The sequence below is a fragment of the Bradyrhizobium diazoefficiens genome (assembly GCF_016616885.1).
Taxonomy (GTDB): Bacteria; Pseudomonadota; Alphaproteobacteria; order Rhizobiales; family Xanthobacteraceae; genus Bradyrhizobium; species Bradyrhizobium diazoefficiens_F.
This window is the reverse complement of the sequence record NZ_CP067102.1, coordinates 2,811,497-2,836,491: the sequence shown is the minus strand read 5'-3', so window position 1 is coordinate 2,836,491 and position 24,995 is coordinate 2,811,497. Positions and strand designations below refer to the sequence as shown.

Sequence of the window (24,995 nt, the reverse complement as noted above, 5' to 3'; positions counted from 1 at the left end):
GGGATCGAGCGACATAAATCCACAAGCAGGCCCCGGTTCAAGTCCGGAAGTGCAACCTGCGCACCGCACAATTCGCCGATCCCGGCCAGCCCGCGCGACAGCCGATCGCTGGCCTGCATCATGCCACGGAATTTTTTCAGCGCCCGCGCGCAAGTGAGAACAGATTGTCAGGTTTCCGTCAGGTGACCGGCATCCGCCGTCCAACATATTGGCAGCGCAATTTCGACTTTCGTATTGACGGGTTTTGCATTCGAGCCGAGTGTTGTTCCCGCAGCGTCAAAAGGCGCGCATATTGGGAGGAACGGATGAAACGCTTTGCGATGGCCGCGAGCCTCGTCATATCCGCATGCTCGGTTGCGAGCGCACAGACGACCGATCAACTGGTCAAGGGTGCAACCGATACGTCGAACGTTCTCAATTACGGAATGGGCTACAATCTCCAGCGCTTCTCGACGCTGAACCAGATCAACAAGGACACCGTCAAGAACCTCGTCCCGGTCTGGAATTATTCCTTCAACGACGATCGCAGCGAGGAATCGCAGCCGCTGGTGTACCAGGGCGTGATCTACGTGACCTCCCACAACGCGACCATGGCGGTCGACGCCAAGACCGGCAAGCAGATCTGGAAATCCAAGATCGAGTATCCGGCGGAGACGCCGCGCATCGTCTGCTGCGGCATCATCAATCGCGGCGCGGCGCTGTTCGACGGCAAGCTGTTCCGCACCACGCTCGACGCCAACGTGATCGCAATCGACGCCAAAGACGGCAAGGAGCTGTGGCGGCAGAAGGCGGCCGACATCAAGGAAGGCTATTCGATGACGGTGGCGCCGCTCGTTGCCGACGGCGTCGTCATCACCGGCATCTCCGGCGCCGAGTTCGGCACCCGTGGCTTCATCGACGGCTGGGATCCGGCATCGGGCAAGCATCTCTGGCGCACCCATTCGGTCCCCTCGCCGGATGAGCCCGGCGGCGACACCTGGAAGGGCGACACCTGGAAGCTCGGCGGCGGCTCGACCTGGATCACGGGCTCATATGATCCGGAGCTGAACACAGTCTATTGGGGCATTGGCAATCCCGGCCCGTTCAACGCGGCCGTTCGCCCCGGCGACAATCTCTACACCTGCTCCGTGCTGGCGATGGATCCCAAGACCGGCAAGATCAAGTGGCACTACCAGTTCTCGCCCAACAATCCGTTCGACTATGACTCGGTGGCCGAGATGGTCCTCGCCGACATGAACGTCGAGGGCAAGCCGACCAAGGTGCTGATGGATGCCAACCGCAACGGCTTCTTCTACGTGCTCGACCGCACCAACGGAAAGGTGCTCGCGGCCAATCCTTACGTGAAGGTGAATTGGGCAACCGGCGTCGATCTCAAGACCGGCAAGCCGATCGAGACCGACGTCGTCAAGGATGCGCGCGACGGCAAGAAGGTCACGGTTTATCCGTCAGTCCTCGGCGGCAAGAACTGGGAGCCGATGTCGTTCAACCCGCAGACCGGCCTTGCCTACGCCAACACGCTCGCCTTCGGCGGCAGGTACAAGTCGGAGCCGGCCACCTTCAAGCAGGGTGAATGGTATCTCGGCATGGACCTCACCGATCCCTGGGAATGGGGTGACGGCGCGCGCGGCCATCTGAAGGCGATCGATCCGATGACCGGCAAGGCGAAGTGGGAGGCGGCAAGCGACATCCCGCGCTTCTCCGGCGTGCTGTCGACTGCGGGCGGCGTCGTGTTCACGGGTGCGCTGACCGGCGAGTTCGAGGCCTTCGACGCCGACTCCGGCAAGAAGCTCTGGCAGTTCCAGACCGGCTCCGGCATCGAGGGACAGCCGGTGACCTGGCAGCAGGACGGCGTCCAGTACATCGCCGTCACGAGCGGCTATGGCGGCGTCTACTCGCTGTTCTCCGGCGACGAGCGGCTGGCCAAAGTGCCGCCCGGCGGCTCGCTCTGGGTCTTTGCGGTGAAGCAGTAACGGCAACAGACGTTGAGAGACATGGCTCACAAGACGGTGGCGATCCTCGCCACCGTCGCGGTGCTGACGGTCGCGCTTGCGGCGACCGGTCGTGCCGCGGATGATTCGAACGGCAATCCCGTGCAGGCGCAGATCGACCACGGCAAGTCGACCTATGCCGAGAAATGCTCGCACTGCCACGGCCCCAACATGATGAATTCCGGCACCATCACGCCCGACCTGCGCGCCTTTCCCGACGACAGGACGCGCTTCGTCACGACCGTGAAGAACGGCAAGAACAACAAGATGCCGCCCTGGGGCGACATCTTGAGCGACGACGAGATCGGAAATCTCTGGGCCTTCATCTCGAGCCGGAGGAAGCCATGAGAGGCCGGCTGGCAGCGCTTGGTCTCGCCGCAATGCTTGCGGCTCCGGCAACGGTGGCGTGGGCGGCAGATCCCCTCAGCATCTGTCTCGACGAGGACCGGCCGCCGCTCTCGGCGCATCACAAGGGCAAGGCGGACGCAGGCTTCGACGTTCTGCTGGCACAGGCGATCGCGGAGCGGATGGGACGCCCGCTCAAACTCCAGTGGTTCGAGAGCAAGCTGGATGAAGATTCGAGTCCGCAGCTCGAGGCCAACGCGCTGCTGTCCGACGGCCGCTGCTCGCTGGTTGGCGGCTACGCGCTGACGACGGATTCCCTCGTCAAGCCCGGCTTGAAGACGGCGCGCTTGCCGGATTTCGCGGGCGCTACGCGCGACGACCGGCGCCGCCGCGTTGCGCTCGGCGTCCTCGCGCCGAGCCGGCCTTACGTCTATTCGCCGATGACGGTGGTGCTGGGGCCGAAGGCGCACGACCGCAACATCAGCGACATCGGCGACCTCGCCGGCCTGCGCCTCGCGATCGAAAGCGGATCGCTCGGCGACGCCATCCTGATGACCTTCGACAAGGGACGGCTGATCGACAACATCACCCATCTCGTGCCCGCCCGCGATGACCTCCTGGGCGCGCTCGCTCGCGGCGATTATGATGCGACCCTGATCGATCTCGCGCGCTACGACGCCCACCGCGCCGCGCATCCTGATACGGCGATATCAGCCTCCGGCTATTATTATCCGATCGGGGCCAATCGCGGCTATGTCGGGCTTGGCAGCGATCTCGCCTTGATCGAGGCTGTCAACAAGGCACTCACTGATCTTGCGGCCGAGGGCAAGATCGCCGAACTCGGCAAGCAGGCCGGCCTGACCTATCTGCCACCGCGCGAGCCTGCGATCCTCGGCGACGTCTGGACGAAGATCATTCAGCGGTGAGGGTTCACCCGTGCCGCCGCGACAATGGTGTCATGCCCCGGCTTGAAGTCGGGCGATGACAGCGAGAGTGTGGCGCGGCTGTCGCTCCACACGCTAAAGTGCTGACGTCCTTTCGTGCTACGTCGCTCCCATCCGGTGCCCTGTGAACGCCCCAACCATCCCGCCCGCGATGGGCCTGCGCGATCTCCTCTCCCGCGAAATCAAGAGCAGCGAGTTGCTGCGCGCGCTGATCGTCGTCGGCCCGTTCGTTGCCGCCTATTTCATCTCGCGCGAGACGGCGTTGCTGAATTTGGGTCTAATCGCGCTGTCGCTGCTCATTCCGGCGCTGCGGCTGCACTTTCCGCCAAAAGTAATTGTGTGGCACTACCTCGCGATCCTCGTGGCGTTTGCCGCGCTCTTTCTTGCGGCTCCCGTCAAGCCACTGTTCGTGGTGCTGACGGCGCTCATCGGCTTCGTTGCGGTGGCCGCAACACACCAGGGCGAGCACTTTCGCACCCTCGGCAATTGGGTGTTCATTCCAGCCGTCTACCTCGCCTGCGAGGTGCGCGAGGGCGTAAGCACATCGGAAGCGTTGCGGCATGCCGGCATCATCATCGTCTCCTCGCCGGTTGCGCTGGTGCTGGTCTGCGGCATCCAGATTTACGACCAGCGGCGGCGTGGCAACACCGCGACCTCGTTCGGGCCGCCAGCGGCCGAATGGCTGCTGCCCGCAGCGGCCACCGCCATGGCGGTGTTCGCCGCGGCGGCCCTGGTCGAGATTCTCGACCTTGCGCAGGGGCAATGGGTGATGTGGTCGGCCGCGAGCGTCGTGGTCGGCGATCTCTCCGCCTCCACCGACAAGCTGAAGCAACGTGCGATCGGCGCCTTCGTCGGTGTACCCTCAGGCTTCCTCGCTGGCCTCGTGCTGCCACAAAACCGCGTCGGTTATGCACTTGCAGTTCTTGCCGCCACGCTGACGCTGATCTCGTTCTCTCGCTATATCGTCGGCTTCGGCCTGCGCTGCTTCTTCATTGCGCTCGCCGCATCCTTTGCCGGCGGCGCCAGCGGCATTGCGGAGGAACGCGTCGCCAATGTGATCGTTGGTGGCGCGTTTGGTCTCATCGCGGTAGCCCTGACCGACATCGTCTGGCAGCGTGTAGTGCGGAAAGGTGGTTCGCCGCCCTCGCATCCGACCAAACCCTAGTGTCGCAAGCGCCCCGGCCGGCTATGATCATGCGCTGTCGCCGGAAGCCCCTCGCCTTGCCCTCCCGAACGAGAAAGGCCAGCTCGCATGAGCCCCGATGCCGTCGCCGTGGCCGCTTTGGTCATCCTGCTTTTTCCGATGGGCTATTTCCTGCTGGCGTCGCCGGCATTCCTGCTGGTGAAGCTCGACATCCCCCCGGTCACGCAGCTTTTGCGCGGGATGTTCAACATCCAGTTCAGAATGATCAGCGTGACCGGCGTCATCGGGACGGCGGCTTTCACCTTCGCAGGACGGCCGCTGTTCGCGGCAGGTATCGGCCTGATTACGGCCCTCGCGATCTGGGGACGCCCGCGGTTCATGCGCCAGATGGACGACCAGCTCAGTGCGAGAGATGCGGGAAACGCGGACGCGGTGCGCCAGCTACGGCGTCTGCATTGGAGCGGAATGCTGTGTAACGCGGCAGTGGTCGCCGCTCTCGTGGCCAGCATTCCCTACGTCGCCCCGTCGGCGTGAGAGGATCGCGCGTCCTAATGCTCGTCCACGGCAACAGCGCTCTGCTGCCCCTTGTGGATCGAGGACGGCACCACGCCGAAATATTTCCGGAACACGCGGCTGAAATGCGATGAGCTGGAGAAGCCCCAGGAGAATGCAACGTCGGTGATGGTCTTGCCGCCGTGGGCCTCGAGCTCCTGGCGGCAGTTCTGAAGGCGGGCCTGCCAGATGTAATCGCTCACCGTGGTGCCGCGCTCCGAGAACAGCATGTGCAGATAGCGCTTGGAGCAGCCGAGCTCGGCGGAAATCTGATCGATGCACAGATCGGGATCGCGCAGATGCTCGCGGATGAAAAATTGCGCACGCACATACATCGCCTCGGGCCCGACCCGATCGAACATCGTGTCGGCTTCGCGCAGCGGCAGCAGCAACAGGTCGATCAGCGAATCGGCAACGCCGACCGCGCTGTTGGCCGACAGCTTCGCCGCCTCATCGAACGTGGCATGGACGAAATCATGGGCGATCCGCCCCGTCCCCGTCTTCGCCGACAGCTTGCAGGCCGGCATGCGCTGCGACGGGAAGCCGCGATCGCGCAGCAGCGCCTTCGGCACGATCACCACATCGTGGCGCGTGAAGGCGGGGCTGATGATCAGATGCGGGCATGAGACGTCATAGGCGAGGATGTCGCCAGGGTTCAGCTCGATGTGGCGGCCTTCCTGCTCGAAATAGGACACGCCATATGTCTGGAAGTGAATCTTGATGTAGGGGTGCTCATTGGCCTTGGCACGCGCAAGCGTGTGCGCGATGCGGTGCTGGCTGACCTCGATCTGACAGAGCTTCAGGCGCGAGACGCTCGTGTAGTCGATGCGCCCTTCGAGCGAAGATGCTTCCAGCGGATCGACATCGAAGTGTCCGCACAGACTCGTCAGCCCATCGATCCAGCTCTGGATCTGTCGCTTCGGCGTCAGTCCGGTCGTCGAGAGCGTGTGAATTGTGTCGGACATTAATCCAGCCACTGCTGATACCCGGAGATCCGACGCGAATCGCGGCCAGCGCCTGCTGAAGCCCTCAGCCATGATTGCGTGACGTTTACCTCAAATTTGGGCGGTCTTTGAAACGAGCGCGATCGTTCCTTTGCCACCCTAGTAAGTTAATCCTCCGCCTTAGTTGCAGCGCCGTCAAGGGGAACCTGAACGTCGCGCGCGGCGTGGGGCCGCACGGAAGCCGCTGAATTCGCTACCGCAAAATCAAAAACTTTGCCTCCGTGCGCTGTCGAGCAAAGCGGGTTCACTCTTGGGCAAGTTTCCCGTTGGCGAAGTCGTTAGGGATTGCTGCAGGAACAAAAAGAACGGGCCGCTCCCGCACGTGGACCCGTAGCTCTCATCGTAGGAGGAAACAGCACAGTATCTTTTCTGGTCCCCAACGTGACCGCCCTGCACGAGCAGACGCCGGACGAGAAGCCCGGTGATTGAGCAATGCTTCGGAAACAATAAACGAGACCAACGGAGGAATGACTATGCGCAAGGTGCTACTGGCGACCTTTCTTGGCTCCGCGGCGGCTCTCGCCGTCGGGAGCGCCTCGGCCAATGACGAGGTCCTCAAGATGTCGCAGAACCCAAAAGACTGGGTGATGCCGACCGGCGACTACGCCAATACCCGCTATTCCAAGCTGAACCAGATCAACGCGCAAAATGTCGGCAAGCTCCAGGTCGCCTGGACCTTCTCGACCGGCGTGCTGCGCGGTCACGAAGGCGGCCCGCTGATCATTGGCAACATGATGTACGTCCATACGCCGTTCCCGAACAAGGTCTACGCCATTGACCTTTCGCAGGAGAACAAGATCGTCTGGAAGTACGAGCCGAAGCAGGATCCGAACGTCATCCCGGTGATGTGCTGCGATACGGTAAACCGCGGCCTCGCTTTCGGTGACGGCAAGATCTTCCTGCATCAGGCCGACACGACTCTCGTCGCGCTCGACGCCAAGACCGGCCAGGTTGCATGGACCGCCAAGAATGGCGATCCGAGCAAGGGCGAGACCGGCACCTCGGCACCGATGGTCATCAAGGACAAGGTGCTGATCGGCATCTCCGGCGGCGAGTTCGGCGTTCAGGCCCACATGAGCGCCTACGACATCAAGACCGGCAAGCTGGCCTGGCGCGGCTTCTCGGAAGGACCGGATGACCAGCTCCTGGTCGACGACAAGACCACTGCGCTCGGCAAGCCGATTGGCAAGGACTCCAGCTTGAAGACCTGGCAAGGCGATCAGTGGAAGATCGGCGGCGGCGCCACCTGGGGCTGGACCTCCTACGATCCCGAGCTGAACCTGATCTACTACGGATCGGGCAATCCCTCGACCTGGAATCCGAAGCAGCGTCCCGGTGACAACAAGTGGTCGATGACGATCTGGGCACGTAATCCGGACACCGGCGTCGCCAAGTGGGTCTACCAGATGACGCCCCATGACGAATGGGACTATGACGGCGTCAACGAGATGATCCTCTCGGATCAGTCGATCAACGGCCAGCCGCGCAAGCTGCTGACGCACTTCGATCGTAACGGTCTCGGCTACACGCTCGATCGCACCAACGGCGAGCTGCTGGTCGCCGAAAAGTACGATCCGAAGGTGAACTGGACCTCCGGCGTCGACATGGACAAGAACTCCGCGACCTATGGCCGTCCGAAGGTGCTCGACGCAGCTTCGACCGACAAGGCCGGCGAAGATCACAACGTGAAGGGCATCTGCCCGGCCGCGCTCGGCACCAAGGACGAGCAGCCGGCGGCCTACTCGCCCGACACGCAGCTGTTCTACGTCCCGACTAACCACGTCTGCATGGACTACGAACCGTTCAAGGTGAGCTACACCGCGGGCCAGCCCTATGTGGGTGCGACGCTCTCGATGTATCCGCCGCAGGGCGAGACCAACATGGGTAACTTCATCGCCTGGGACGGCAAGACCGGCAAGATCGTCTGGTCGAACAAGGAGCAGTTCTCGGTCTGGTCGGGTGCGCTCGCAACCGCCGGCGGCGTCGTGTTCTACGGCACGCTCGAAGGCTATCTGAAGGCGGTCGACGCCAAGACCGGCAAGGAGCTCTACAAGTTCAAGACTCCCTCCGGCATCATCGGCAACGTCACCACCTACGAGAACGGCGGCAAGCAGTATGTTGCAGTGCTCTCCGGTGTGGGCGGCTGGGCCGGCATCGGTCTGGCAGCAGGTCTGACCGATCCGACCGCGGGCCTCGGCGCAGTCGGCGGCTACGCCGCGCTCAGCAACTACACGGCCCTCGGCGGTACGCTGACCGTGTTCTCGCTGCCCGCGACGAACTAGCCTCGCCTTCGTATCGCTCCGGCGCGTGGATCAACTCCACGCGCCGGCTCGTCTCCACCTGATGCCTTCGAGGAACACCTTTTGCGTAAAATCTGCTCTGTCATTGCTGCGATGATCTTCGTTGCGTCCGGAGGAATTGCTGTCGCGGACGACGGCTCGGGCGACCCGGCCGCCGTCAAGCAGACCGAAACTGGCGAATGGCTCGACAAGGAGGGCAGCCCGACCTACAAGATCAACGGCGACTCCGTCGACTGGTACACCTATTCCGGATACCGTCGCTATCACTCGGACTGCCATGTGTGTCATGGCCCGGACGGCATGGGCTCGACCTATGCACCCGCACTGAAGGATTCGCTCAAGACGATGAGCTATGCCGATTTTCTCGGTGTCGTCGCCTCGGGCCGCAAGAACATCTCGACCGCCGCAGAGAACGTGATGCCGGCCTTCGGAGATAACCCGAACGTCGCCTGCTACATGGACGATCTCTACGTCTATCTGCGCGCCCGCTCCAACGAGGCTTGGGGCCGCGCCCGTCCCGGCAAGCATGAGGACAAGAACGCCGCCTATACCAAGAATGAAGACTCATGCATGGGCAAGAAGTGAACGTTTGGGGCCCGGCCGAGACCTAAGTCTTGGCGCCCTGCGAGAATATGAGGAGTTACCGATGAAGACACGTGCCGCCGTCGCTTTCGAAGCGAAAAAACCGCTCGAGATTGTCGAAGTCGATCTGGAAGGGCCGAAGGCCGGCGAAGTCCTGGTCGAGATCAAGGCCACGGGCATCTGCCACACCGACGCCTACACGCTCGACGGTCTCGACAGCGAAGGAATCTTTCCGTCGATCCTCGGCCATGAGGGCGCCGGCATCATCCGCGAGATCGGCGCGGGCGTGACCTCGGTGAAGCCCGGCGATCACGTCATTCCGCTCTACACGCCGGAATGCCGCCAGTGCAAAAGCTGCCTGAGCCAGAAGACCAATCTCTGCACCGCGATCCGCGCGACGCAGGGCAAGGGCGTGATGCCCGACGGCACCAGCCGCTTCTCCTACAAGGGCAAGCCGATCTACCACTATATGGGCTGCTCGACCTTCTCGAACTTCACGGTGCTGCCGGAGATCGCGGTAGCGAAGATCCGCGAGGACGCTCCCTTCGACAAGAGCTGCTACATCGGCTGCGGCGTCACCACTGGCGTCGGCGCCGTCGTCAACACCGCCAAGGTCGAGCCGGGCTCCAACGTCGTCGTGTTCGGCCTCGGCGGTATCGGGTTGAACGTGATCCAGGGCGCCAAGATGGCCGGCGCCGACAAGATCATCGGCGTCGACGTCAACGACTCCAAGGAGGAATGGGGCCGCCGGTTCGGCATGACCGACTTCGTCAACCCGAAGAAGATCACTGGCGACATCGTCCCGCATCTGGTCACGCTAACCGACGGCGGTGCCGACTACACCTTCGACTGCACCGGCAACACCACGGTGATGCGCCAGGCGCTGGAAGCCTGCCATCGCGGCTGGGGCACCTCGATCATCATCGGCGTCGCCGAAGCCGGAAAGGAAATCGCAACCCGTCCGTTCCAACTCGTCACCGGCCGCAACTGGCGTGGCACCGCCTTCGGCGGCGCGCGCGGCCGCACCGACGTGCCGAAGATCGTCGACTGGTACATGAACGGAAAGATCCAGATCGACCCGATGATCACCCACACGCTCAAGCTCGAAGACATCAACAAGGGCTTCGACCTGATGCATGAAGGCAAATCCATCCGTTCAGTCGTCGTGTTCTAGCCCGAAAGCGTCACACCCAAGGAGGATCGACCCATGACTGTTGCACTCCATCCCTCGATCGATAACGGCATTAAACAAGGCACTGGCCATTTTGCTGGCGGCACGCTCGTCTGCAAATGCAATGACCATCAGGTCAAGGTCGGCATCAAGGGCGACGTGGCCCACAATCACGCCTGCGGCTGCACCAAGTGCTGGAAGCCGCAGGGCGCGACGTTCTCCGTCGTCGCCGTGGTGCCGCGCCAGAACGTCACCGTGCTCGAGAACGGCGACAAGCTCCAGATCGTCGATCCTTCTGCGGTGATCCAGCGCCATGCCTGCAAGGCCTGCGGCACCCATATGTTCGGCCGCATCGAGAACAAGAACCATCCGTTCTACGGCCTCGATTTCATCCATCCGGAGCTGTTCCAGGAGCAGGGTTCGCAGGCACCGCAATTCGCCGCCTTCGTCTCCTCGGTGATCGAATCCGGCGTCAAGCCGGAGCAGATGGCCGGCATACGGTCGCGGCTGAAGGAAATCGGGCTCGAGCCCTATGACTGCCTGTCGCCGGCGCTGATGGATGCGATCGCGACCCACGTGGCCAAGGCCAAAGCCGCCTGACAAGGCCGCCAAGAATTTGTCCGTCGCCTCGCTGGTCGCCAGCGAGGTAACGGACAGCTCTTGAATGATTTGCCGCGAGTTTGCCGCCTGTGCACTTTGCGTCTGCGAGCGCGTTCCGCTCCCTCAGTCCTGGTCTCTGAATGACTGCGCAGTGCCGCCCACTTCCTGCTTGAAGTCAGCGTGCCCTGCGATTCTCCCTCCCTCGACTGAGGCATAACTGCTTCGTCCGCGCAGTCCCTCGGGCGGACGAAGCTTTTTTCCCGTCTCAGATTCCATAATTGTGCAACGCGCGACATGTGGCCGCGCCCTGCTTTTGACAAACCCCGGATGCATTCTGTTCACGTCGAGAACACCGGGCTGTGAATGCCGGTCCGGCGCGACCTCTGCTACGGTCGCGTCGTCACGATGCCGCGCGAGTTCAATCAATCAAGAACAAAACGAGAGGTATCGAGCACATCCGGACATTGCGATTCGCATTTCAGCTTCCTGCCGGGATTTGCCCGCGCGGGACAACGGGCCGGGATGCGGTTGCGACGACACACGGACCACGGAGCCGACCGACGTCGGCTATTCCAACTTCGGCAAGCTTATGAAGAGCGAGGGACGATCATGATCAAGGTGAAGATCAACGGCCAGGAACAGAGCTGGGACGGCGACCCCGATCTCCCGCTACTCTGGTTCCTGCGCGACGAAGCCGGGCTGACCGGCACCAAGTTCGGCTGCGGTCAGGCCCTGTGCGGCGCCTGCACCGTCATCGTCGACAAGGAGGCGGTCCGCTCCTGCATTACCTCGATCAACGACGTGGCGGGGCGCGAGGTCACCACGATCGAGGGGCTGCATCCGGACGGCGATCATCCCGTCCAGAAGGCCTGGCGCCAGGTCAATGTTCCCCAATGCGGCTTCTGCCAGGCCGGCCAGATCATGCAGGCCGCGGCGCTCCTGATGGAGAATCCCAAGCCGTCACATGACCAGATCCGCGAGGCGATGGCCGGCAACATCTGCCGCTGCGGCTGCTACCAGCGTATCGAGAACGCCGTCCACCTCGCATCGACGGGAGTGTGACATGAATTTCATCGACAATCCCCGGAAGCTTCGCGGATTCGAAAAGAATCTGAAGGTCGAGAAGGTCTCACGCCGCAGCATCTTGAAAGGGCTCGGCGTCACCGGCGGTTTCGTGCTCGCCGCCCCCGTGATGTCGCGCCAGGCCTTTGCTTATGAGACCGGTGCCGGCAAGATGCCGCATGGCGTCGTGGTCGATCCGCGCGTGTTCGTCGCGGTCGCACCCGATGGCACCGTCACCATCCTCGCCCACCGCGCCGAGATGGGCACCGGCGTGCGCACCAGCCTGCCGCTGATCGTGGCCGAGGAGATGGAGGCCGACTGGTCCAAGGTGAAGGTCGAGCAGGCCCATGGTGACGAGGTCAAGTTCGGTAACCAGGACACCGACGGCTCGCGCAGCACGCGTCACTATCTGGTCCCGATGCGCCAGATCGGCGCCTCCGCCCGCACCATGCTGGAGCAGGCCGCGGCAAAACGCTGGAGCGTGCCGGCGACCGAAGTGAAGGCGGTCAATCACGAGGTCGTCCATAGCGCCAGCGGCCGCAAGCTCGGCTTCGGCGAGCTCGCAGCCGACGCCGCCAAGGAGTCGGTGCCGAGCATCGAAGGCCTCAAGCTGAAGGACCCCAAGGACTTCCGCTATCTCGGCAAGGGCCAGGTCAGCATCGTCGATCTACACGACATCACCACCGGCAAGGCCCGTTACGGCGCCGACGTGCGCCTGCCCGGGATGAAATATGCCGTGATCGCGCGTCCGCCGGTGACCGGCGGCAAGCTCACCTCGTTCGAACCGGACGCGGCACTGAAGGTGCCCGGCGTCGAGAAGGTGATGCAGGTGCGCGGCTGGCCGTGGCCGTCGAAATTCCAGCCGCTCGGCGGCGTCGCGGTGATCGCGCGCAACACCGGTGCCGCGATCAAGGGCCGCGACGCGCTGAAGCTCGTCTGGGACGACGGCGCCAACGGCAAATACGACTCGGTCGCCTATCGCAAGGAGCTCGAGGAGGCCTCGCGCAAGCCGGGCCTCGTCGTGCGCCAGGAGGGCGACGCGGACGCCGCGCTGAAGGCCGCCGACAAGGTCGTGATCGGGGAATATTATCTGCCCCACCTCGCCCATGTCAGCATGGAGCCGCCGGTCGCGGTTGCCGACGTCAAGGGCGACAAGGCGGAGATCTGGGCGCCGGTCCAGAGCCCCGGCGGCACCCGCGAGGACGTCGCCAAGACGCTCGGCATTCCAGAAGGCAATGTCACCGTCAATGTCACGCTGCTCGGCGGCGGTTTCGGCCGCAAGTCGAAATGCGACTTTGCGCTCGAGGCGGCGCTGCTGTCGAAGGAGCTCGGCACGCCCGTCAAGGTGCAGTGGACCCGTGAGGACGACCTCCACCACGACTTCCTGCATACCGTTTCGGCGGAGCGCATCGAGGCGGGACTCGACAAGAACGGCAAGGTGATCGCCTGGCGCCACCGCAGCGTGGCGCCGACCATCGCCTCGACCTTCGCCGCCGGTGCCAAGCACGCGGCAGCATTCGAGCTCGGCATGGGTCTCGTCGACATGCCGTTCGAGATCGCCAATATCAGTTGCGAGAATCCGGAAGCAGCAGCGTTCACCCGCATCGGCTGGTTCCGCTCGGTCTCGAACATCCCGCGCGCCTTCGCGGTGCAGTCGATGGTCGGCGAAATCGCGAATGCGACCGGGCGCGACCAGAAGGAGACGCTGCTGGCACTGATCGGCACGCCTCGGATCGTCAAGCCCAACGTGAAGGACATGTGGAATTACGGCGAACCCTATGACAGCTACCCGATCGACACCGCGCGCCTGCGCAAGGTGGTCGAGCTGGTCGCCGAGAAGGGCGAATGGGGCCGTCAGGTCCCGAAGGGGCATGGCCTCGGCATCGCCGTGCACCGCAGCTTCGTCAGCTACATCGCGACCATCGTCGAGGTGGCCGTCGACGACAAGGGCAAGCTGACAGTGCCGCGGGTCGACACCGCGATCGACTGCGGCACCTATGTCAACCCGGAGCGTATCGCCTCGCAAATCGAGGGCGCCGCGATCATGGGCCTGAGCCTCGCCAAATATGGCGCGGTCACTTTCAAGGACGGCAAGGTGGAGCAGAAGAATTTTGACGACTTCCAGGTCGTCAGGATGGACGAGGCTCCGCTGGTGACCAATGTCTACATCGTGCCGCCCGGCCCCGACACGCCCCCGAGCGGCGTCGGCGAGCCCGGCGTACCGCCATTCGCACCGGCGCTGATGAACGCAATCTTCGCGGCGGCCGGAAAGCGCATCCGCGCGCTCCCGATCGGCAAGCAATTGGAGGCGTGACGGAACATCCGGCGGCCTCGCGCCGTTTCTCTTCGATCTGACAGGAGCAGATCGATGATCAACATTCCAAGGGCGCTCGCAGTCTCGCTGCTGTCGAGCGCCTTTCTTTTGACTGATACAGCCGCGTTCGCCCAGAGCAACACCGCCTCGCCGCCAACCACGGCGACGCGTCCTACCGCGCCGGAGCAGAATTCACTTCCTAACGCCAGCGCCCCACCCGCCTCCCCGACCCAGACCACCGGGCAAAGCACCTCTGATCCGAAGCTTCGGGAGATGAATCAGGCGGAGAAGGACAAGGTCGACCGCCAGGGCAAGTAGGCCACGGTCGTCCACGCAAGATGCGGCGGACGTTGCCGTCCGCCGCACTCGCCACCCCCCCGCTGCTCCGCCTACTTCGATCCGCCGCGGAGCTTACTTCTTCAGCGCGAACACCCAGATCACGCCGCCTTGTGGCACGTTGGACTCGATGCCGATATTGTTGGTCGCGAGCGCATCCTGGATGCGTTGCGCGTCCACACCCCAGCCCGACTGGATCGCGATGTATTGCGTGCCGTCGATCTCATAGGACATCGGCATGCCCATGATGCCGGAGTTGGTCTTCTGCTCCCACAACAGCTCGCCGGTCTTCGCGTTGAAGGCGCGGAAGTTGCGGTCGTTGGTGCCGCCGCCGAAGACGAGATCGCCCGCAGTTGCCGTGACCGACCCGAACATCTGTGATTTCGGGAAGTTGTGCTGCCACACCTTCTTGCCGGTCGCGGGATCCCAGGCCTGGATCTCGCCGAAATGATCGGCGCCCGGCTTGGTCTTCAACCCGATGTCCTCCGGCTTGGTGCCGAGCCAGAGCTCACCGGGCTTGAGCGCGATCTTCTCGCCGGTGAAGCCGCCGCAGAAGTTCTCGTTGGCGGGTACGTAGACGAGGCCGGTCTTCTGGCTGTAGGCCGCCGACGGCCAGTCCTTGCCGCCCCACAGTGACGGACAGAACTCGACGCGCTTGCCGACGACCGGCTTGTGCGCGGGATCGACGATCGGCTTGCCGTTCTCGTCGATACCCTTCCAGACGTCGGTCGAGACGAACGGCCAGCCGGCGATGTAGTTGATCTTGGTCGGCGTGCGCTCGAGCACCCAGAAGATCGCGTCGCGGCCGGGATGGACCAGGCTCTTGATACTGCGGCCGTCACGCTGCAGGTCGATCAACATTGGCGCATCGACCTCGTCCCAGTCCCAGGAATCGTTCTGGTGGTACTGGTGATAGGTCTTGATCTTGCCATTGCCCGGATCGAGCGCGAGCACCGACGAGGTGTAGAGATTGTCGCCGGGATGCATCTCGCCGGGCCACGGCGCGGCATTGCCGACGCCCCAATAGACCGTCTTGGTGTCCTTGTCGTAGGTGCCGGTCATCCAGGCCGAGCCGCCGCCGTTCTTCCAGTCGTCGCCTTGCCAGGTGTCATGACCGGCTTCGCCTTCGCCGGGAATGGTGAAGGTCCGCCACAGCTCCTTGCCGTCCTTGGCATCATAGGCGGCGACATAGCCGCGCACGCCGAACTCGCCGCCGGAGCCGCCGACGATGACCTTGCCGTCGACGATCAGCGGCATCAGGGTCATGTACTGACCCTTCTTGTAATCCTGCACCTTGGTGTCCCACACCACCTTGCCGGTCTTGGCGTCGAGCGCGACGACGTGATCGTCGGTGGTGGCAAGATAGAGCTTGTCCTCCCACAGGCCGACGCCGCGGCTGGTCGGATGCAGCTGGAACAGATCGTCGGGAAGCTGCCGCTTGTAGCGCCAATATTCATCGCTGGTTTTCGCGTTCAGCGCGATCACCTGCCCCATCGGCGTTGCCACGAACATCACGCCATTGTTGACGATCGGCGGCGCCTCGTGGCCCTCGACCACGCCGGTGGCAAACGTCCAGACCGGCGTGAGATCCTTGACGTTGGAGGTGTTGATCTGGTCGAGCGGGCTATAGCCCTGCCCGTCATAAGTGCGGCGATAGAGCATCCAGTTGCCCGGTTCGGGATTCTCCAGGCGCTGCTGGGTGACGGGCGCATAGCTCTCGATCGGGCCGGCGATCGCGGCGGTCGAGGCGACACACGTGAAGGCGACGAAGCCGGACAGCAGCAATTGCTTCCTGGTCGCGTACGTTTTGATGGACGTTTTCATGGACGTTCCCCTTTTTCATCCAATTGAATTCTTGTTTTGAATTCTTGTCGTTCGTCCCGACGTCCGCCCTTCGGCGGATGCGGCCTCTCATGACGCGGGCACACCCCGCACCGTCCATCATCATCCCGGCTGCGCGCCACCTACCTTTCCGATGAATCCGCCCGCGACGCTGAGCGAACCGTCAGCGAGCGCCAGCGGCAGCGCGGCAAGCCGCCGCAGCGCCGGTCCGAACACCACCTGCGCGCCCGCGCGTGGGTCGTATTCGGAGTTGTGGCACATGCACTTGAACACCTCCTTGTCGCCGACATCGCTCTTGACCCAGGCGGTGACGGGACAGCCGGCATGGGAGCAGATCGCCGAATAGGCGAGGATGCCGTCGACGGCACGAGCTTTGGTTTGCTCGTCGAGTTCGGCGGGATCGAGCCGGATGATCAGGATCTCGTTGAGCCGCGAGGCGTTGCGCACCACCGACGTCTTGGGATCCTGCGGCCAGGCATGGACCGGTGGCCCGCCAGACGTCAGGTCGGCCGCTTTGATGAGCTTTCCCTCGCTGTCGCCTTCGGAGAACACGAGCACGTCGCCCTTTTGCGGCCGCTCGTCGGAGCCCGGTGGATCCTCTCCCGCACGCGCCGGCGCAGCACAGCCGAGACAGGCGGTGGTGGCGAGCGCACCAAGCAATAGCGTTCGCCGCGTTTGCTCCGCGCAGGATTCAGGTTCCGCAATGGTGTCGGAGGATGACGATGCGGTGTTGAACGATGCATTCGACATGCATGCTAGCAGGCGCTGGAACTCTGCCGAAATGAAGGCGAAGAATTGGCGCCGCAGTGCATCAATATGGCTATGCTCGCTTTGATTGAACACGATTGAACGCATTCAACGCGATTTTGCCATTTCAACGTCATGCCGCGCGATTGGTATGATGATTTTGCAGATCAGACCGATGATGCGGGAATTGGTGTGACGCGCTGTCGATGGCGCAACGCAACCGCAACGCGATTCAACTGCACGTTTCACGCAGGCCTGTCGTGTTCAGGACCTGAGCATGTGACGCGGCGACGCGATGCGGCCGGCGATGGTGGCCGACGCCATCTCAAAACTGTCGGCGATGCGGCGCGCCTTGTCGATGAACAGCGCGGCCGCCGGCGGCGGGCAAACTTCGCACGCAGTCTGCTCGAATAGATCGAGCCAGCGATCGAAGTGATCTCCGACCAGGCTGAATGGCATATGCGCCCGCATCGGCGAACCGTGATAGCGGCCGCTCATCAACACGACCGACGACCAGAAATCCTTGAGCTTATCGAGATGCTCGTCCCAATTCTGCACGATCGCGAACACCGGCCCGAGCAGCGCATCCTCACGGACGCGTCCGTAGAAGCGGGTGACGAGTTCCCCGATCATCGCCTCGGTAATCCCGGTGCGCTCGATCGCATCCTGGGTCAGCAGGTTCCGCCGCGTGGCCGCCGCCTCGCGCTCGGCCTTCAGTCGATCCGACATGTCCTTCGTTTTCCGTTTTGTTGTTCCCGCGAACCACCCGTTCGACATTGTCGGGCCAATTGCACACGACGTCTTTGTCGTAGCGCAAATTGCGGGATGGAGCGGCGGACGCCGAAGGTCCGCCGCCCACACCTTGATCAGGCGCCGTAGGTGTAAAAGCCCTGCCCGGTCTTGCGGCCGAGATGGCCGGCATCGACCATTTCCTTGAGCAAGGGGGCCGGACGGTATTTGGGGTCGTTGAAGCCTTTATAAAAGACCTCCATCACCGACAGCATGGTGTCGAGGCCGACGAGATCGGCCAGCGCCAGCGGCCCGATCGGATGATTGCAGCCGAGCTTCATGCCGGCGTCGATCTCCTCCGCGGTCGCAATGCCCTCCTGGAGCGCGAAGATTGCCTCGTTGATCATCGGGCACAGGATGCGGTTGACGGCGAAACCCGGGCTGTTCTTGGCCGTGATCGCCACCTTGCCGACGCGCTGGGCGAAATCGAGCGCCTTGGCGTGGGTGTCGTCCGAGGTCTGCAATCCGCGGATGAGTTCCAGCAGCGCCATCACCGGAACCGGGTTGAAGAAGTGCATGCCGATGAAGCGATCGGGACGATCGGTCGCGGCCGCAAGCTTGGTGATCGAGATCGACGAGGTGTTGGTCGCGACCAGCGTGCGCGGCGACAGCGTGGCGCAGAGGTCCTTCAGGATCTTGACCTTCAACTCCTCGTTCTCGGTCGCGGCCTCGATGACGAGATCACAATCGGAAAGTTTTGCGCGATCGGTCGTGCCGGTAATGCGCTTCAACGTCGCCTCGCGATCGGCCGCCGACATCTTGTCCTTCTTGACCAGGCGCTCGAGGCTGCCGCCGACGGTCGAAATGCCGCGGCTCACCGCCGCATCGGAGATGTCGACCATCACGACCGAAAGCCCGGCCGCCGCGCAGATCTGGGCGATGCCGTTGCCCATGGTCCCTGCTCCGATGATGCCAACGGTATTGATCATAAAATGACGTCCTTCTCGTTGAGCGAGCCCGGCCTCTGCGGCAGCGCGCCCGGCTTGACCTAAATTTGACCCGCGGCGCGCCTTGAGTGCTGCGTCGCATCCAGGCTCTTCCTTAAAGCATCCGTGGCGAGAATAAAGTCGCCTTTCCGCTGGCAAAGGGCATGATTTCCAAACGGCATGATTTCGCGGCCTCGCGGCCGTTTCGGCCCGAGTTTTGCGGCTGGTCTCGCCCCCGGGAATGCCGAGGGCGCAGGGAAGGCCGGGTGCTGGCTGGCACCCGCGGTCCGCTGTGCGCATGTAGCGCAACGAAAACTGCACAGCGGCGTACAGGGCAGCCGAGACATCCCGACCTTCCCTGCGCGAGTGGTTTGACGGCTTATGCCGTGCCCTCCCCGGAGCCGAATTCCTTTGGCCTCCGTCGCCTTGCGAAAAGTTGACGGTGAGGAGCCGGTTGGCCCGCTGCCGCCTTCCGCAAGGCTTGACTGTAGCGACGACAGTCAGGACCACACGGTTTTGCCGTACGCAGCGCGCGCCGTTCGTCACACGCGGTCGAAGCTCACGAGGTTCGGCTCAATCCTCCGCCCGCCCTGCTCCCGACCCTTGCGTGCCGACGCGCCCGCGTCCACCGCAACTCACCCACGTACCGGACGACTCGCGATCCGTCCCTCGTGCCGGGTGAGGTGAAGCGATACATACGCCATTTCCGAATTTTGGTAAAGTAGAATATTTTTTTGCGTAGCAGTCTTGACTCTTCAGGGCGCCGCGGACGGCTAAGTGTTTTGCCCGTCGGAACAGCGGAGATTTAAGTTGACGCGCCGGCATCATTTCAATAATCGTTGAAACATGGAAAAGACAGATGCCGTCGCGGCCCTTGGCGCGCTTGCGCAGGATAATCGTCTCGACGTGTTCCGCCTGCTGGTGCAGGCAGGCCCCAAAGGCATGGCCGCAGGCGCGATCGCGGACGCGCTGGATCTCGCCCCCAACACGCTGACGTTTCACTTCGACCGGCTGCGAATGGCCGGGCTCGCCACGGTCCGGCGCGAGGGGCGTTCGATGATCTATGCGGCGCGGTTCGAGACCATGAATTCGCTGGTCGGCTTCCTGACCGAAAACTGCTGCGACGGCGTGTCGTGCGCCCCGTCTTCGAAACCCGCGCGAAAGCGCAGCAAAGTTTTGGCCTGAAAGGACAGAGCATGAAGCGCCTGCACGTTCACGTCTCCGTCGACGACCTCTCCCGCTCCATCGGATTCTATTCCGCCCTGTTCGCAAGCGGGCCCTCGGTGGTGAAATCCGACTACGCCAAATGGATGCTCGAAGACCCTCGCGTCAATTTCGCGATCTCGACTCGCGGTCGCACGCCGGGTCTTGACCATCTCGGCATCCAGGTCGAGACCGGTGATGAGCTGCGAGAGGTCTATGCGCGGTTGCGCCAGGCCGGCGGCAACATCATCGAACAGGGGCAGACGGCCTGCTGCTATGCCAAGTCGGAGAAATCCTGGATCGACGATCCCGCCGGCATCGCCTGGGAAACGTTTCACACCACCGGCGAGAGCACCGATTACGGCGACGGCAGCGGCGAGAACCGCGCCCGAGTTGCGCATGAGCAGACATCCGCCTGCTGTGAGCCGCAAGCCGCGCCGAAGCCGTCACAGGCCTGCTGCTGAAGGGACCGGCGATGGACGCGATCATTTACCACAATCCAACCTGCGGCACCTCGCGCAACACACTCGCCATGATCCGGAACGCCGGCATCGAGCCGCATGTGATCGAATACCTCAAGACGCCGCCGTCGCGCGCTTTGTTGCAGCAGCTTGCCGTACGCATGGGCGTCTCGTTGCGCGAGCTGCTGCGCGAGAAGGGCACACCCTATGCCGAGCTCGGGCTCAGCAACGCGGCCTTGACCGACGACCAGCTTCTCGATGCCATGATGGCCCATCCGATCCTGATCAACAGGCCGATCGTGGTCACGCCGAAAGGCGTGAAGCTTTGCCGTCCCTCCGAGTTGGTGCTGGATCTCCTCCCCGCGCAGCACGGCGAATTCGTCAAGGAAGACGGCGAGCGCGTCCGACTGGACCGCGGCGTCTGATGCCGGGCCTTGCACAGCGCGCATTTGCCGAATGGCTCGGCACGGCGTTCCTGCTCGCCGCGGTAGTCGGCTCCGGAATCATGGCCCAAAAGCTCTCCGGCGGAAACGTCGCGCTGGCGCTCTTGTGCAACACGATCGCCACAGGCGCCATCCTCGTCGTGCTGATCCTGATGTTTGGGCCCGTATCGGGCGCTCATTTCAATCCGGCGGTGACTCTTGTCTTCGCGCTACGCAGTGAGACGACCTGGACCGATGCTGCGATCTACACCGCTGCGCAGATCGCCGGTGCAATCATCGGCGTGTGGATCGCGCACCTGATGTTCGGGCTTCCCGTGCTCCAGCTCTCGCTGACCGAACGCAGCGGGACAGGACAGTGGCTCGCCGAGGCCGTGGCGACCTTCGGTCTGCTGCTGACGATTTTTGGCGTCGCATCGCGAACCTCGGCCGCCGTTCCCTACGCGGTCGGCCTGTACATCACATCGGCCTATTGGTTCACGGCCTCGACGTCATTCGCCAATCCCGCCGTCACCATTGCCAGATCCCTATCCGACACCTTTGCAGGCATCGCTCCGCAGGGCGTGCCGGCCTTCATTGCCGCGCAACTCATCGGAGCGATCCTCGCCATTCCGCTTGCAAGCTGGCTGTGGGGCGGAGCTTCCGCGAAGCAGAGTGCCCAGCCCATTGCGGCCCGAGAGCCGGCCTGACGCGAAGGCGGCATCTGCTTGCGAATGAATAGAGTTTCAAAACCGCTGGTCCCCTGTATTCTCTGACTGTCGGCACAAGCGGCAGGGACCCGTGTGAAGCAACTTGGCAGCCACGACATCGACCATTCCAGCACATTCGGCCAGGCGCTGAGGCCTGAGGCCGGATGAACGACTTCGCACGATCCATCGTTGCTGCCTTCACGCTGATCGGCGAAGCCGATCCGGAGCTGCTCGGCATCGTCGCCCTGTCGGTGCGCGTGAGCCTGACCGCCAGCATCGTCGCACTGCTGATCGGCGCGCCGTTCGGGGCCTTGCTTGCGATCTCTCGTTTCCGCGGGCGGCAGGTGGTGATCGTGTTGACCAATGCGCTGCTTGGCCTGCCGCCGGTCGTGGTCGGGCTCGCGCTTTATCTTCTGCTGTCGCGCTCCGGCCCGCTCGGTGCGGCCGGCCTGCTGTTCACGCCGACGGCCATGGTGATCGCACAGACGCTGCTGGCAACCCCGATCGTGGTTGCGCTGGTGCACCGGCCGGCGAGCCTGCTGTGGGCGGAATATGGCGACCTCGCGCGAATCGATGGACTATCGACGCTGCGGAGCATCGGCCTGCTGTTCGCACTGGGCCGGACCTCGCTGCTGACGGCCTTTCTCGCGGCGTTCGGACGCGCCATCGCCGAAGTCGGCGCCATCATCATTGTCGGCGGCAACATTCGCGGCTTTACCCGCACGATGACCACCGCCATCGCACTGGAGACCAGCAAGGGCGACCTGCCTTTGGCGCTCGGGCTCGGGCTGATCCTGCTCGCGCTCAGCGTGGCGGTCTCGACCGTCGCCTTCCTGCTAGTGGGACGCGTTGGGGAAAAATAGCTGCTCGCCGCCGACCTTGTAGCCGGCGATCGCGTCCTGCCCCTTGGGCGAGATCAGCCAGTCGATGAAGGCCTGCCCGTCCTTCGCCTTCACGTTCGGATGCTTTTCCGGATTGACCAGCATGACACCGTACTGATTGAACAGCCGCTTGTCGCCATCGGTCAGGATCGCAAGCTCGCCCCGATTCTTGAATGACAGCCAGGTGCCGCGGTCTGACAGAAGGTAGGCGTTCGACGACGACGCCATGTTCAGCGCCGGCCCCATGCCCTGACCGATCTCGCGATACCAGCTGCCCTTGCCGGTCGCGATGTCGATGCCTGCCTCTTTCCACAATCTCAGCTCGGCCGCATGGGTACCGGACCTGTCGCCGCGCGAGATGAACGGCGCTTTTGCAGCCGCGATTTTGCGCAGGGCATCAGCGACGTCCTTGTCGTCGGCGATTTTCGCGGGGTCACTCTTCGGGCCGATGATGATGAAATCGTTGTACATGACGTCAAAACGCTTCACGCCCTGCCCTTCGGACATGAACTTGTCTTCGGCCGGCCTGTCATGGACGAACACCACGTCGGCATCGCCGCGCCGCCCGATGTCCAGCGCCTGGCCGGTGCCGACGGCAACGACTTTCACCTCGATGCCTTCGGCCTTCGAGAACAACGGCAGCAAATAGCCGAACAGGCCCGACTGTTCCGTCGATGTCGTCGAGGCTACGGTAATGCTGCGGTCCTGCGCGTAGGCACAAGTCGACCAGACCAGAACCGCTGCGATGGCGGCAAGCTTCTTCATGGCGTTCCTCACTCCCCGGATGTTTCAAATTAGGCCGGAAGGATGGCGCTGGAAAGCCCGACGTCATGTCCTGCAGGTATGTCCTGCAGGTCACTTGTTCGCTCCTTCGCTGTCGAACGGACACGCCCCCTCACGCCTGCCTCACGGCCGTTAAATCCCACGTGAGCTGCCGCGCGGCCATGTGGCGGCGCGGAATATCGCCCCGCCTCGCCTGATCCTGCTGATGGAACGGATTGGAGCGTCCCATGACAAAGACAATCATCGTCACCGCCTTGCGGCTCATCTTGTCCCTGGCAATCGCCGGCCCGGCGCAGGCGTGGTCCGCACAGTCGTCAGGCCTCGACTGCGCATGGAGCAGCGAACAAGCGGAATGCGACGCGCTGACCGTGGTACTGCTCCGCAAGCACGCGCCTGCCCATTCGCACATCCGCAAGACGGAGCACGCGGTTGCTCCGACGCATCTGCCCGACCGCGACGACGATCCGCTCGCATCAATGCATTTCGAATGAACGCCTGTGGCGCGCGGGACTGTGCAGATGTTCTGCAATTGGTCCCGCCTAGATTGACAGGGGTGTGACGGCCGGGCAGTTTTTCACATTGCTGGCGAATCAGCGATTGTCAACGGCCTGAGTACCTCTTGGACAACTCCCAGTGCTTTCGAGACTGATATCGTTGCTGAGCCGCATTCCAGCGGTGAAATGGGCGTTCAACCGGCTTCGGCCTCTGCCGCACAGCGTCAGCATCGACGTGCCGCAGATCGCCGCGGAAGAAGAGCCCGCCCTTATCGCAGCAGCTGCTCCGGTCGCCGAGGACAACACCATTGTCTCCGTCATCGAAGAGAGCCCGTCCGCGGCGCTGACCGATATCAACGTCGGCCACGATTCATCCCGGGAGACGCCGGCGGAAGTCGAGCCTGTCATCGAGGGGGAAGTTTCGACGTCTTCGGTCGAGGTCGCGAGCGAGCCGGTTGACGCGCCCGGACTCATCAGCAGCGATCCGCCTGCGGTCGAAGCAGTTGAGGCGCCTGAGCCCGTTGTCATCGGCGATGCATCTCCGGAACTTCCGGCCGATGTCGGGCCGGTCGTCGCCGAGCTGGTCTTCATCGCGCCTGTCGAGACGGAGACGTTTTCGGGTGAGCCCTCGGAGCTCGTCACTGAAGACGAACCCGCATCCGTCGCTTCCGTGGAGCTCGAACCGGTTTCCGTCGATGAGACGCCCGTCATCGTCGTCGACGCTGAGGTCCCCGCGCCTGTCGTCGCCGCGACCAGCATCGACAGCGAGCCTGCTCCCAGCGTTGCCGTAGAGATCGAGCCGGTCGTCGCCAACGATCCTTTGCCCGTCGCGGCCGTTGTCGCTGAGGAGACGATCGCCGGCGCGCCGGTTGCCGCCGCGGACATCGAGCCGGCGCCCGTGTCGCCCGCCCCGAAGAGCCCGAGCGCGCCGAAGGCTCGTGCCAAGGTCGTGGAGCCCGCCGATCGCGCGGCGCTGATCCGGCAACGCTGGGCCGAGACCGGGATCAGGATGTGGAATCCGCGGCTTCACGGCACGGGCGATGCCACGCTGAACATCCAGGGGCGCATCGGACTGCTGCCGCCCGAGCACGGCGAGACGATGCCGCGCTACGACAAGCTCGAATTCAAGATGCTCGGCGGCCAGATCGTCTGCGAAGGCGTGATCGTCGAGGCGCCCGTGCATGCGGGCCAGCGCAGCTTCACCCGGCTCGCCGAGCCGCGTGGCGCCGATCGCAGCCGCGAGCCGATGCGGGAACGCCAGGCCGCCCTCGCCTGACGTCCAAAGGACGTGGCGCGCTCGACCGCCGGGGTGACGATTTATTCCGCGCATGACGCGGAATTTTTCGAACGCTGGCCGTTGCTGCCTCACCGCTTGACATTTAGCGTGCGGCTGGTCGA

Annotated in this window: 25 protein-coding genes; 19 read left to right on the top strand and 6 right to left on the bottom strand. The window is 63.4% G+C overall.

The window, feature by feature from the left end:
- Positions 1-305 precede the first annotated feature (305 nt).
- The 5 genes from JJC00_RS12875 to JJC00_RS12855 all read left to right on the top strand — a co-directional run bounded on the left by JJC00_RS12875 (position 306) and on the right by JJC00_RS12855 (position 4,955).
- Complete coding sequence (locus JJC00_RS12875) at positions 306-1,970, top strand: methanol/ethanol family PQQ-dependent dehydrogenase (RefSeq protein ID WP_200472907.1); 1,665 nt, start codon at positions 306-308, stop codon at positions 1,968-1,970.
- 21 nt (positions 1,971-1,991) lie between these two features.
- A complete protein-coding gene (locus tag JJC00_RS12870; protein ID WP_200472906.1) occupies positions 1,992-2,336 on the top strand; it encodes a c-type cytochrome in 345 nt (114 codons plus the stop codon).
- Positions 2,333-3,259: a substrate-binding periplasmic protein gene (locus JJC00_RS12865; protein WP_200472905.1), complete on the top strand. Its 927-nt coding sequence runs from the start codon at positions 2,333-2,335 to the stop codon at positions 3,257-3,259. Before JJC00_RS12870 ends, JJC00_RS12865 begins: the two co-directional genes overlap by 4 nt.
- Positions 3,260-3,401: 142 nt before the next feature.
- Entirely contained in the window at positions 3,402-4,442 is a 1,041-nt protein-coding gene (locus JJC00_RS12860) for an FUSC family protein (protein ID WP_200472904.1), read from the top strand.
- An 87-nt stretch (positions 4,443-4,529) separates the two neighbouring features.
- Positions 4,530-4,955 carry a hypothetical protein gene (locus JJC00_RS12855; protein ID WP_200472903.1) on the top strand — a complete coding sequence of 142 codons (426 nt, stop codon included), beginning with the start codon at positions 4,530-4,532 and terminating at the stop codon, positions 4,953-4,955.
- 14 nt (positions 4,956-4,969) lie between these two features.
- Here JJC00_RS12855 and JJC00_RS12850 read toward each other — a convergent pair whose 3' ends face one another.
- Positions 4,970-5,938 (bottom strand): helix-turn-helix domain-containing protein, encoded by a 969-nt coding sequence (locus tag JJC00_RS12850; RefSeq protein ID WP_200472902.1) that lies wholly within the window; start codon positions 5,936-5,938, stop codon positions 4,970-4,972.
- 512 nt (positions 5,939-6,450) lie between these two features.
- Here JJC00_RS12850 and xoxF5 point away from each other — a divergent pair.
- The 7 genes from xoxF5 to JJC00_RS12815 all read left to right on the top strand — a co-directional run bounded on the left by xoxF5 (position 6,451) and on the right by JJC00_RS12815 (position 14,324).
- On the top strand, positions 6,451-8,259 hold the full coding sequence (xoxF5, locus tag JJC00_RS12845; RefSeq protein ID WP_200472901.1) for a lanthanide-dependent methanol dehydrogenase XoxF5: 1,809 nt from the start codon (positions 6,451-6,453) through the stop codon (positions 8,257-8,259).
- A gap of 111 nt (positions 8,260-8,370) precedes the next feature.
- The gene (locus JJC00_RS12840) at positions 8,371-8,862 is read left to right on the top strand and encodes a c-type cytochrome, methanol metabolism-related (protein WP_200474102.1); all 492 of its coding nucleotides are present in this window, start codon (positions 8,371-8,373) and stop codon (positions 8,860-8,862) included.
- Between the two features lie 61 nt (positions 8,863-8,923).
- Positions 8,924-10,033 (top strand): S-(hydroxymethyl)glutathione dehydrogenase/class III alcohol dehydrogenase, encoded by a 1,110-nt coding sequence (locus JJC00_RS12835; RefSeq protein ID WP_200472900.1) that lies wholly within the window; start codon positions 8,924-8,926, stop codon positions 10,031-10,033.
- A 33-nt stretch (positions 10,034-10,066) separates the two neighbouring features.
- Complete coding sequence (gene gfa, locus JJC00_RS12830) at positions 10,067-10,630, top strand: S-(hydroxymethyl)glutathione synthase (RefSeq protein WP_200472899.1); 564 nt, start codon at positions 10,067-10,069, stop codon at positions 10,628-10,630.
- A gap of 609 nt (positions 10,631-11,239) precedes the next feature.
- Positions 11,240-11,692: a (2Fe-2S)-binding protein gene (locus JJC00_RS12825; protein WP_200472898.1), complete on the top strand. Its 453-nt coding sequence runs from the start codon at positions 11,240-11,242 to the stop codon at positions 11,690-11,692.
- Position 11,693: 1 nt separating this feature from the next.
- On the top strand, positions 11,694-14,006 hold the full coding sequence (locus tag JJC00_RS12820; RefSeq protein ID WP_200472897.1) for a xanthine dehydrogenase family protein molybdopterin-binding subunit: 2,313 nt from the start codon (positions 11,694-11,696) through the stop codon (positions 14,004-14,006).
- Between the two features lie 54 nt (positions 14,007-14,060).
- Positions 14,061-14,324, top strand: coding sequence for a hypothetical protein (locus JJC00_RS12815; RefSeq protein ID WP_200472896.1), 264 nt, complete (start codon positions 14,061-14,063; stop codon positions 14,322-14,324).
- Positions 14,325-14,417: 93 nt separating this feature from the next.
- Here the strand turns inward: JJC00_RS12815 and JJC00_RS12810 are convergent, their stop codons facing one another.
- The 4 genes from JJC00_RS12810 to JJC00_RS12795 form a co-directional block, all read right to left on the bottom strand.
- Positions 14,418-16,166 (bottom strand): methanol/ethanol family PQQ-dependent dehydrogenase, encoded by a 1,749-nt coding sequence (locus JJC00_RS12810; RefSeq protein WP_200472895.1) that lies wholly within the window; start codon positions 16,164-16,166, stop codon positions 14,418-14,420.
- A 120-nt stretch (positions 16,167-16,286) separates the two neighbouring features.
- Positions 16,287-16,934: a ubiquinol-cytochrome c reductase iron-sulfur subunit gene (locus tag JJC00_RS12805; RefSeq protein ID WP_200472894.1), complete on the bottom strand. Its 648-nt coding sequence runs from the start codon at positions 16,932-16,934 to the stop codon at positions 16,287-16,289.
- A 261-nt stretch (positions 16,935-17,195) separates the two neighbouring features.
- Positions 17,196-17,660 (bottom strand): group III truncated hemoglobin, encoded by a 465-nt coding sequence (locus JJC00_RS12800; protein WP_200472893.1) that lies wholly within the window; start codon positions 17,658-17,660, stop codon positions 17,196-17,198.
- 137 nt (positions 17,661-17,797) lie between these two features.
- Positions 17,798-18,649, bottom strand: coding sequence for a 3-hydroxybutyryl-CoA dehydrogenase (locus JJC00_RS12795; RefSeq protein WP_200472892.1), 852 nt, complete (start codon positions 18,647-18,649; stop codon positions 17,798-17,800).
- Between the two features lie 843 nt (positions 18,650-19,492).
- On the opposite strand from JJC00_RS12795, the gene JJC00_RS12790 reads away from it, so the two are divergent.
- The 5 genes from JJC00_RS12790 to JJC00_RS12770 all read left to right on the top strand — a co-directional run bounded on the left by JJC00_RS12790 (position 19,493) and on the right by JJC00_RS12770 (position 22,302).
- Positions 19,493-19,831, top strand: coding sequence for an ArsR/SmtB family transcription factor (locus JJC00_RS12790; protein WP_200472891.1), 339 nt, complete (start codon positions 19,493-19,495; stop codon positions 19,829-19,831).
- A gap of 11 nt (positions 19,832-19,842) precedes the next feature.
- On the top strand, positions 19,843-20,313 hold the full coding sequence (locus tag JJC00_RS12785) for an ArsI/CadI family heavy metal resistance metalloenzyme (protein WP_200472890.1): 471 nt from the start codon (positions 19,843-19,845) through the stop codon (positions 20,311-20,313).
- Between the two features lie 11 nt (positions 20,314-20,324).
- Positions 20,325-20,735 carry an arsenate reductase (glutaredoxin) gene (gene arsC, locus JJC00_RS12780; protein ID WP_200472889.1) on the top strand — a complete coding sequence of 137 codons (411 nt, stop codon included), beginning with the start codon at positions 20,325-20,327 and terminating at the stop codon, positions 20,733-20,735.
- The gene (locus JJC00_RS12775) at positions 20,735-21,439 is read left to right on the top strand and encodes an aquaporin (protein WP_200472888.1); all 705 of its coding nucleotides are present in this window, start codon (positions 20,735-20,737) and stop codon (positions 21,437-21,439) included. The genes arsC and JJC00_RS12775 overlap by 1 nt, the downstream gene beginning before the upstream one ends.
- Positions 21,440-21,603: 164 nt before the next feature.
- Positions 21,604-22,302, top strand: coding sequence for an ABC transporter permease (locus JJC00_RS12770; RefSeq protein ID WP_200472887.1), 699 nt, complete (start codon positions 21,604-21,606; stop codon positions 22,300-22,302).
- On the opposite strand, the gene JJC00_RS12765 is transcribed toward JJC00_RS12770, so the two are convergent.
- On the bottom strand, positions 22,276-23,085 hold the full coding sequence (locus tag JJC00_RS12765) for an extracellular solute-binding protein (protein ID WP_200472886.1): 810 nt from the start codon (positions 23,083-23,085) through the stop codon (positions 22,276-22,278). The genes JJC00_RS12770 and JJC00_RS12765 overlap by 27 nt on opposite strands.
- Positions 23,086-23,330: 245 nt before the next feature.
- Here JJC00_RS12765 and JJC00_RS12760 point away from each other — a divergent pair, with 245 nt between their 5' ends.
- Entirely contained in the window at positions 23,331-23,594 is a 264-nt protein-coding gene (locus JJC00_RS12760; RefSeq protein ID WP_200472885.1) for a hypothetical protein, read from the top strand.
- Positions 23,595-23,736: 142 nt separating this feature from the next.
- Complete coding sequence (locus tag JJC00_RS12755; protein ID WP_246774194.1) at positions 23,737-24,873, top strand: hypothetical protein; 1,137 nt, start codon at positions 23,737-23,739, stop codon at positions 24,871-24,873.
- Positions 24,874-24,995 lie beyond the last annotated feature (122 nt).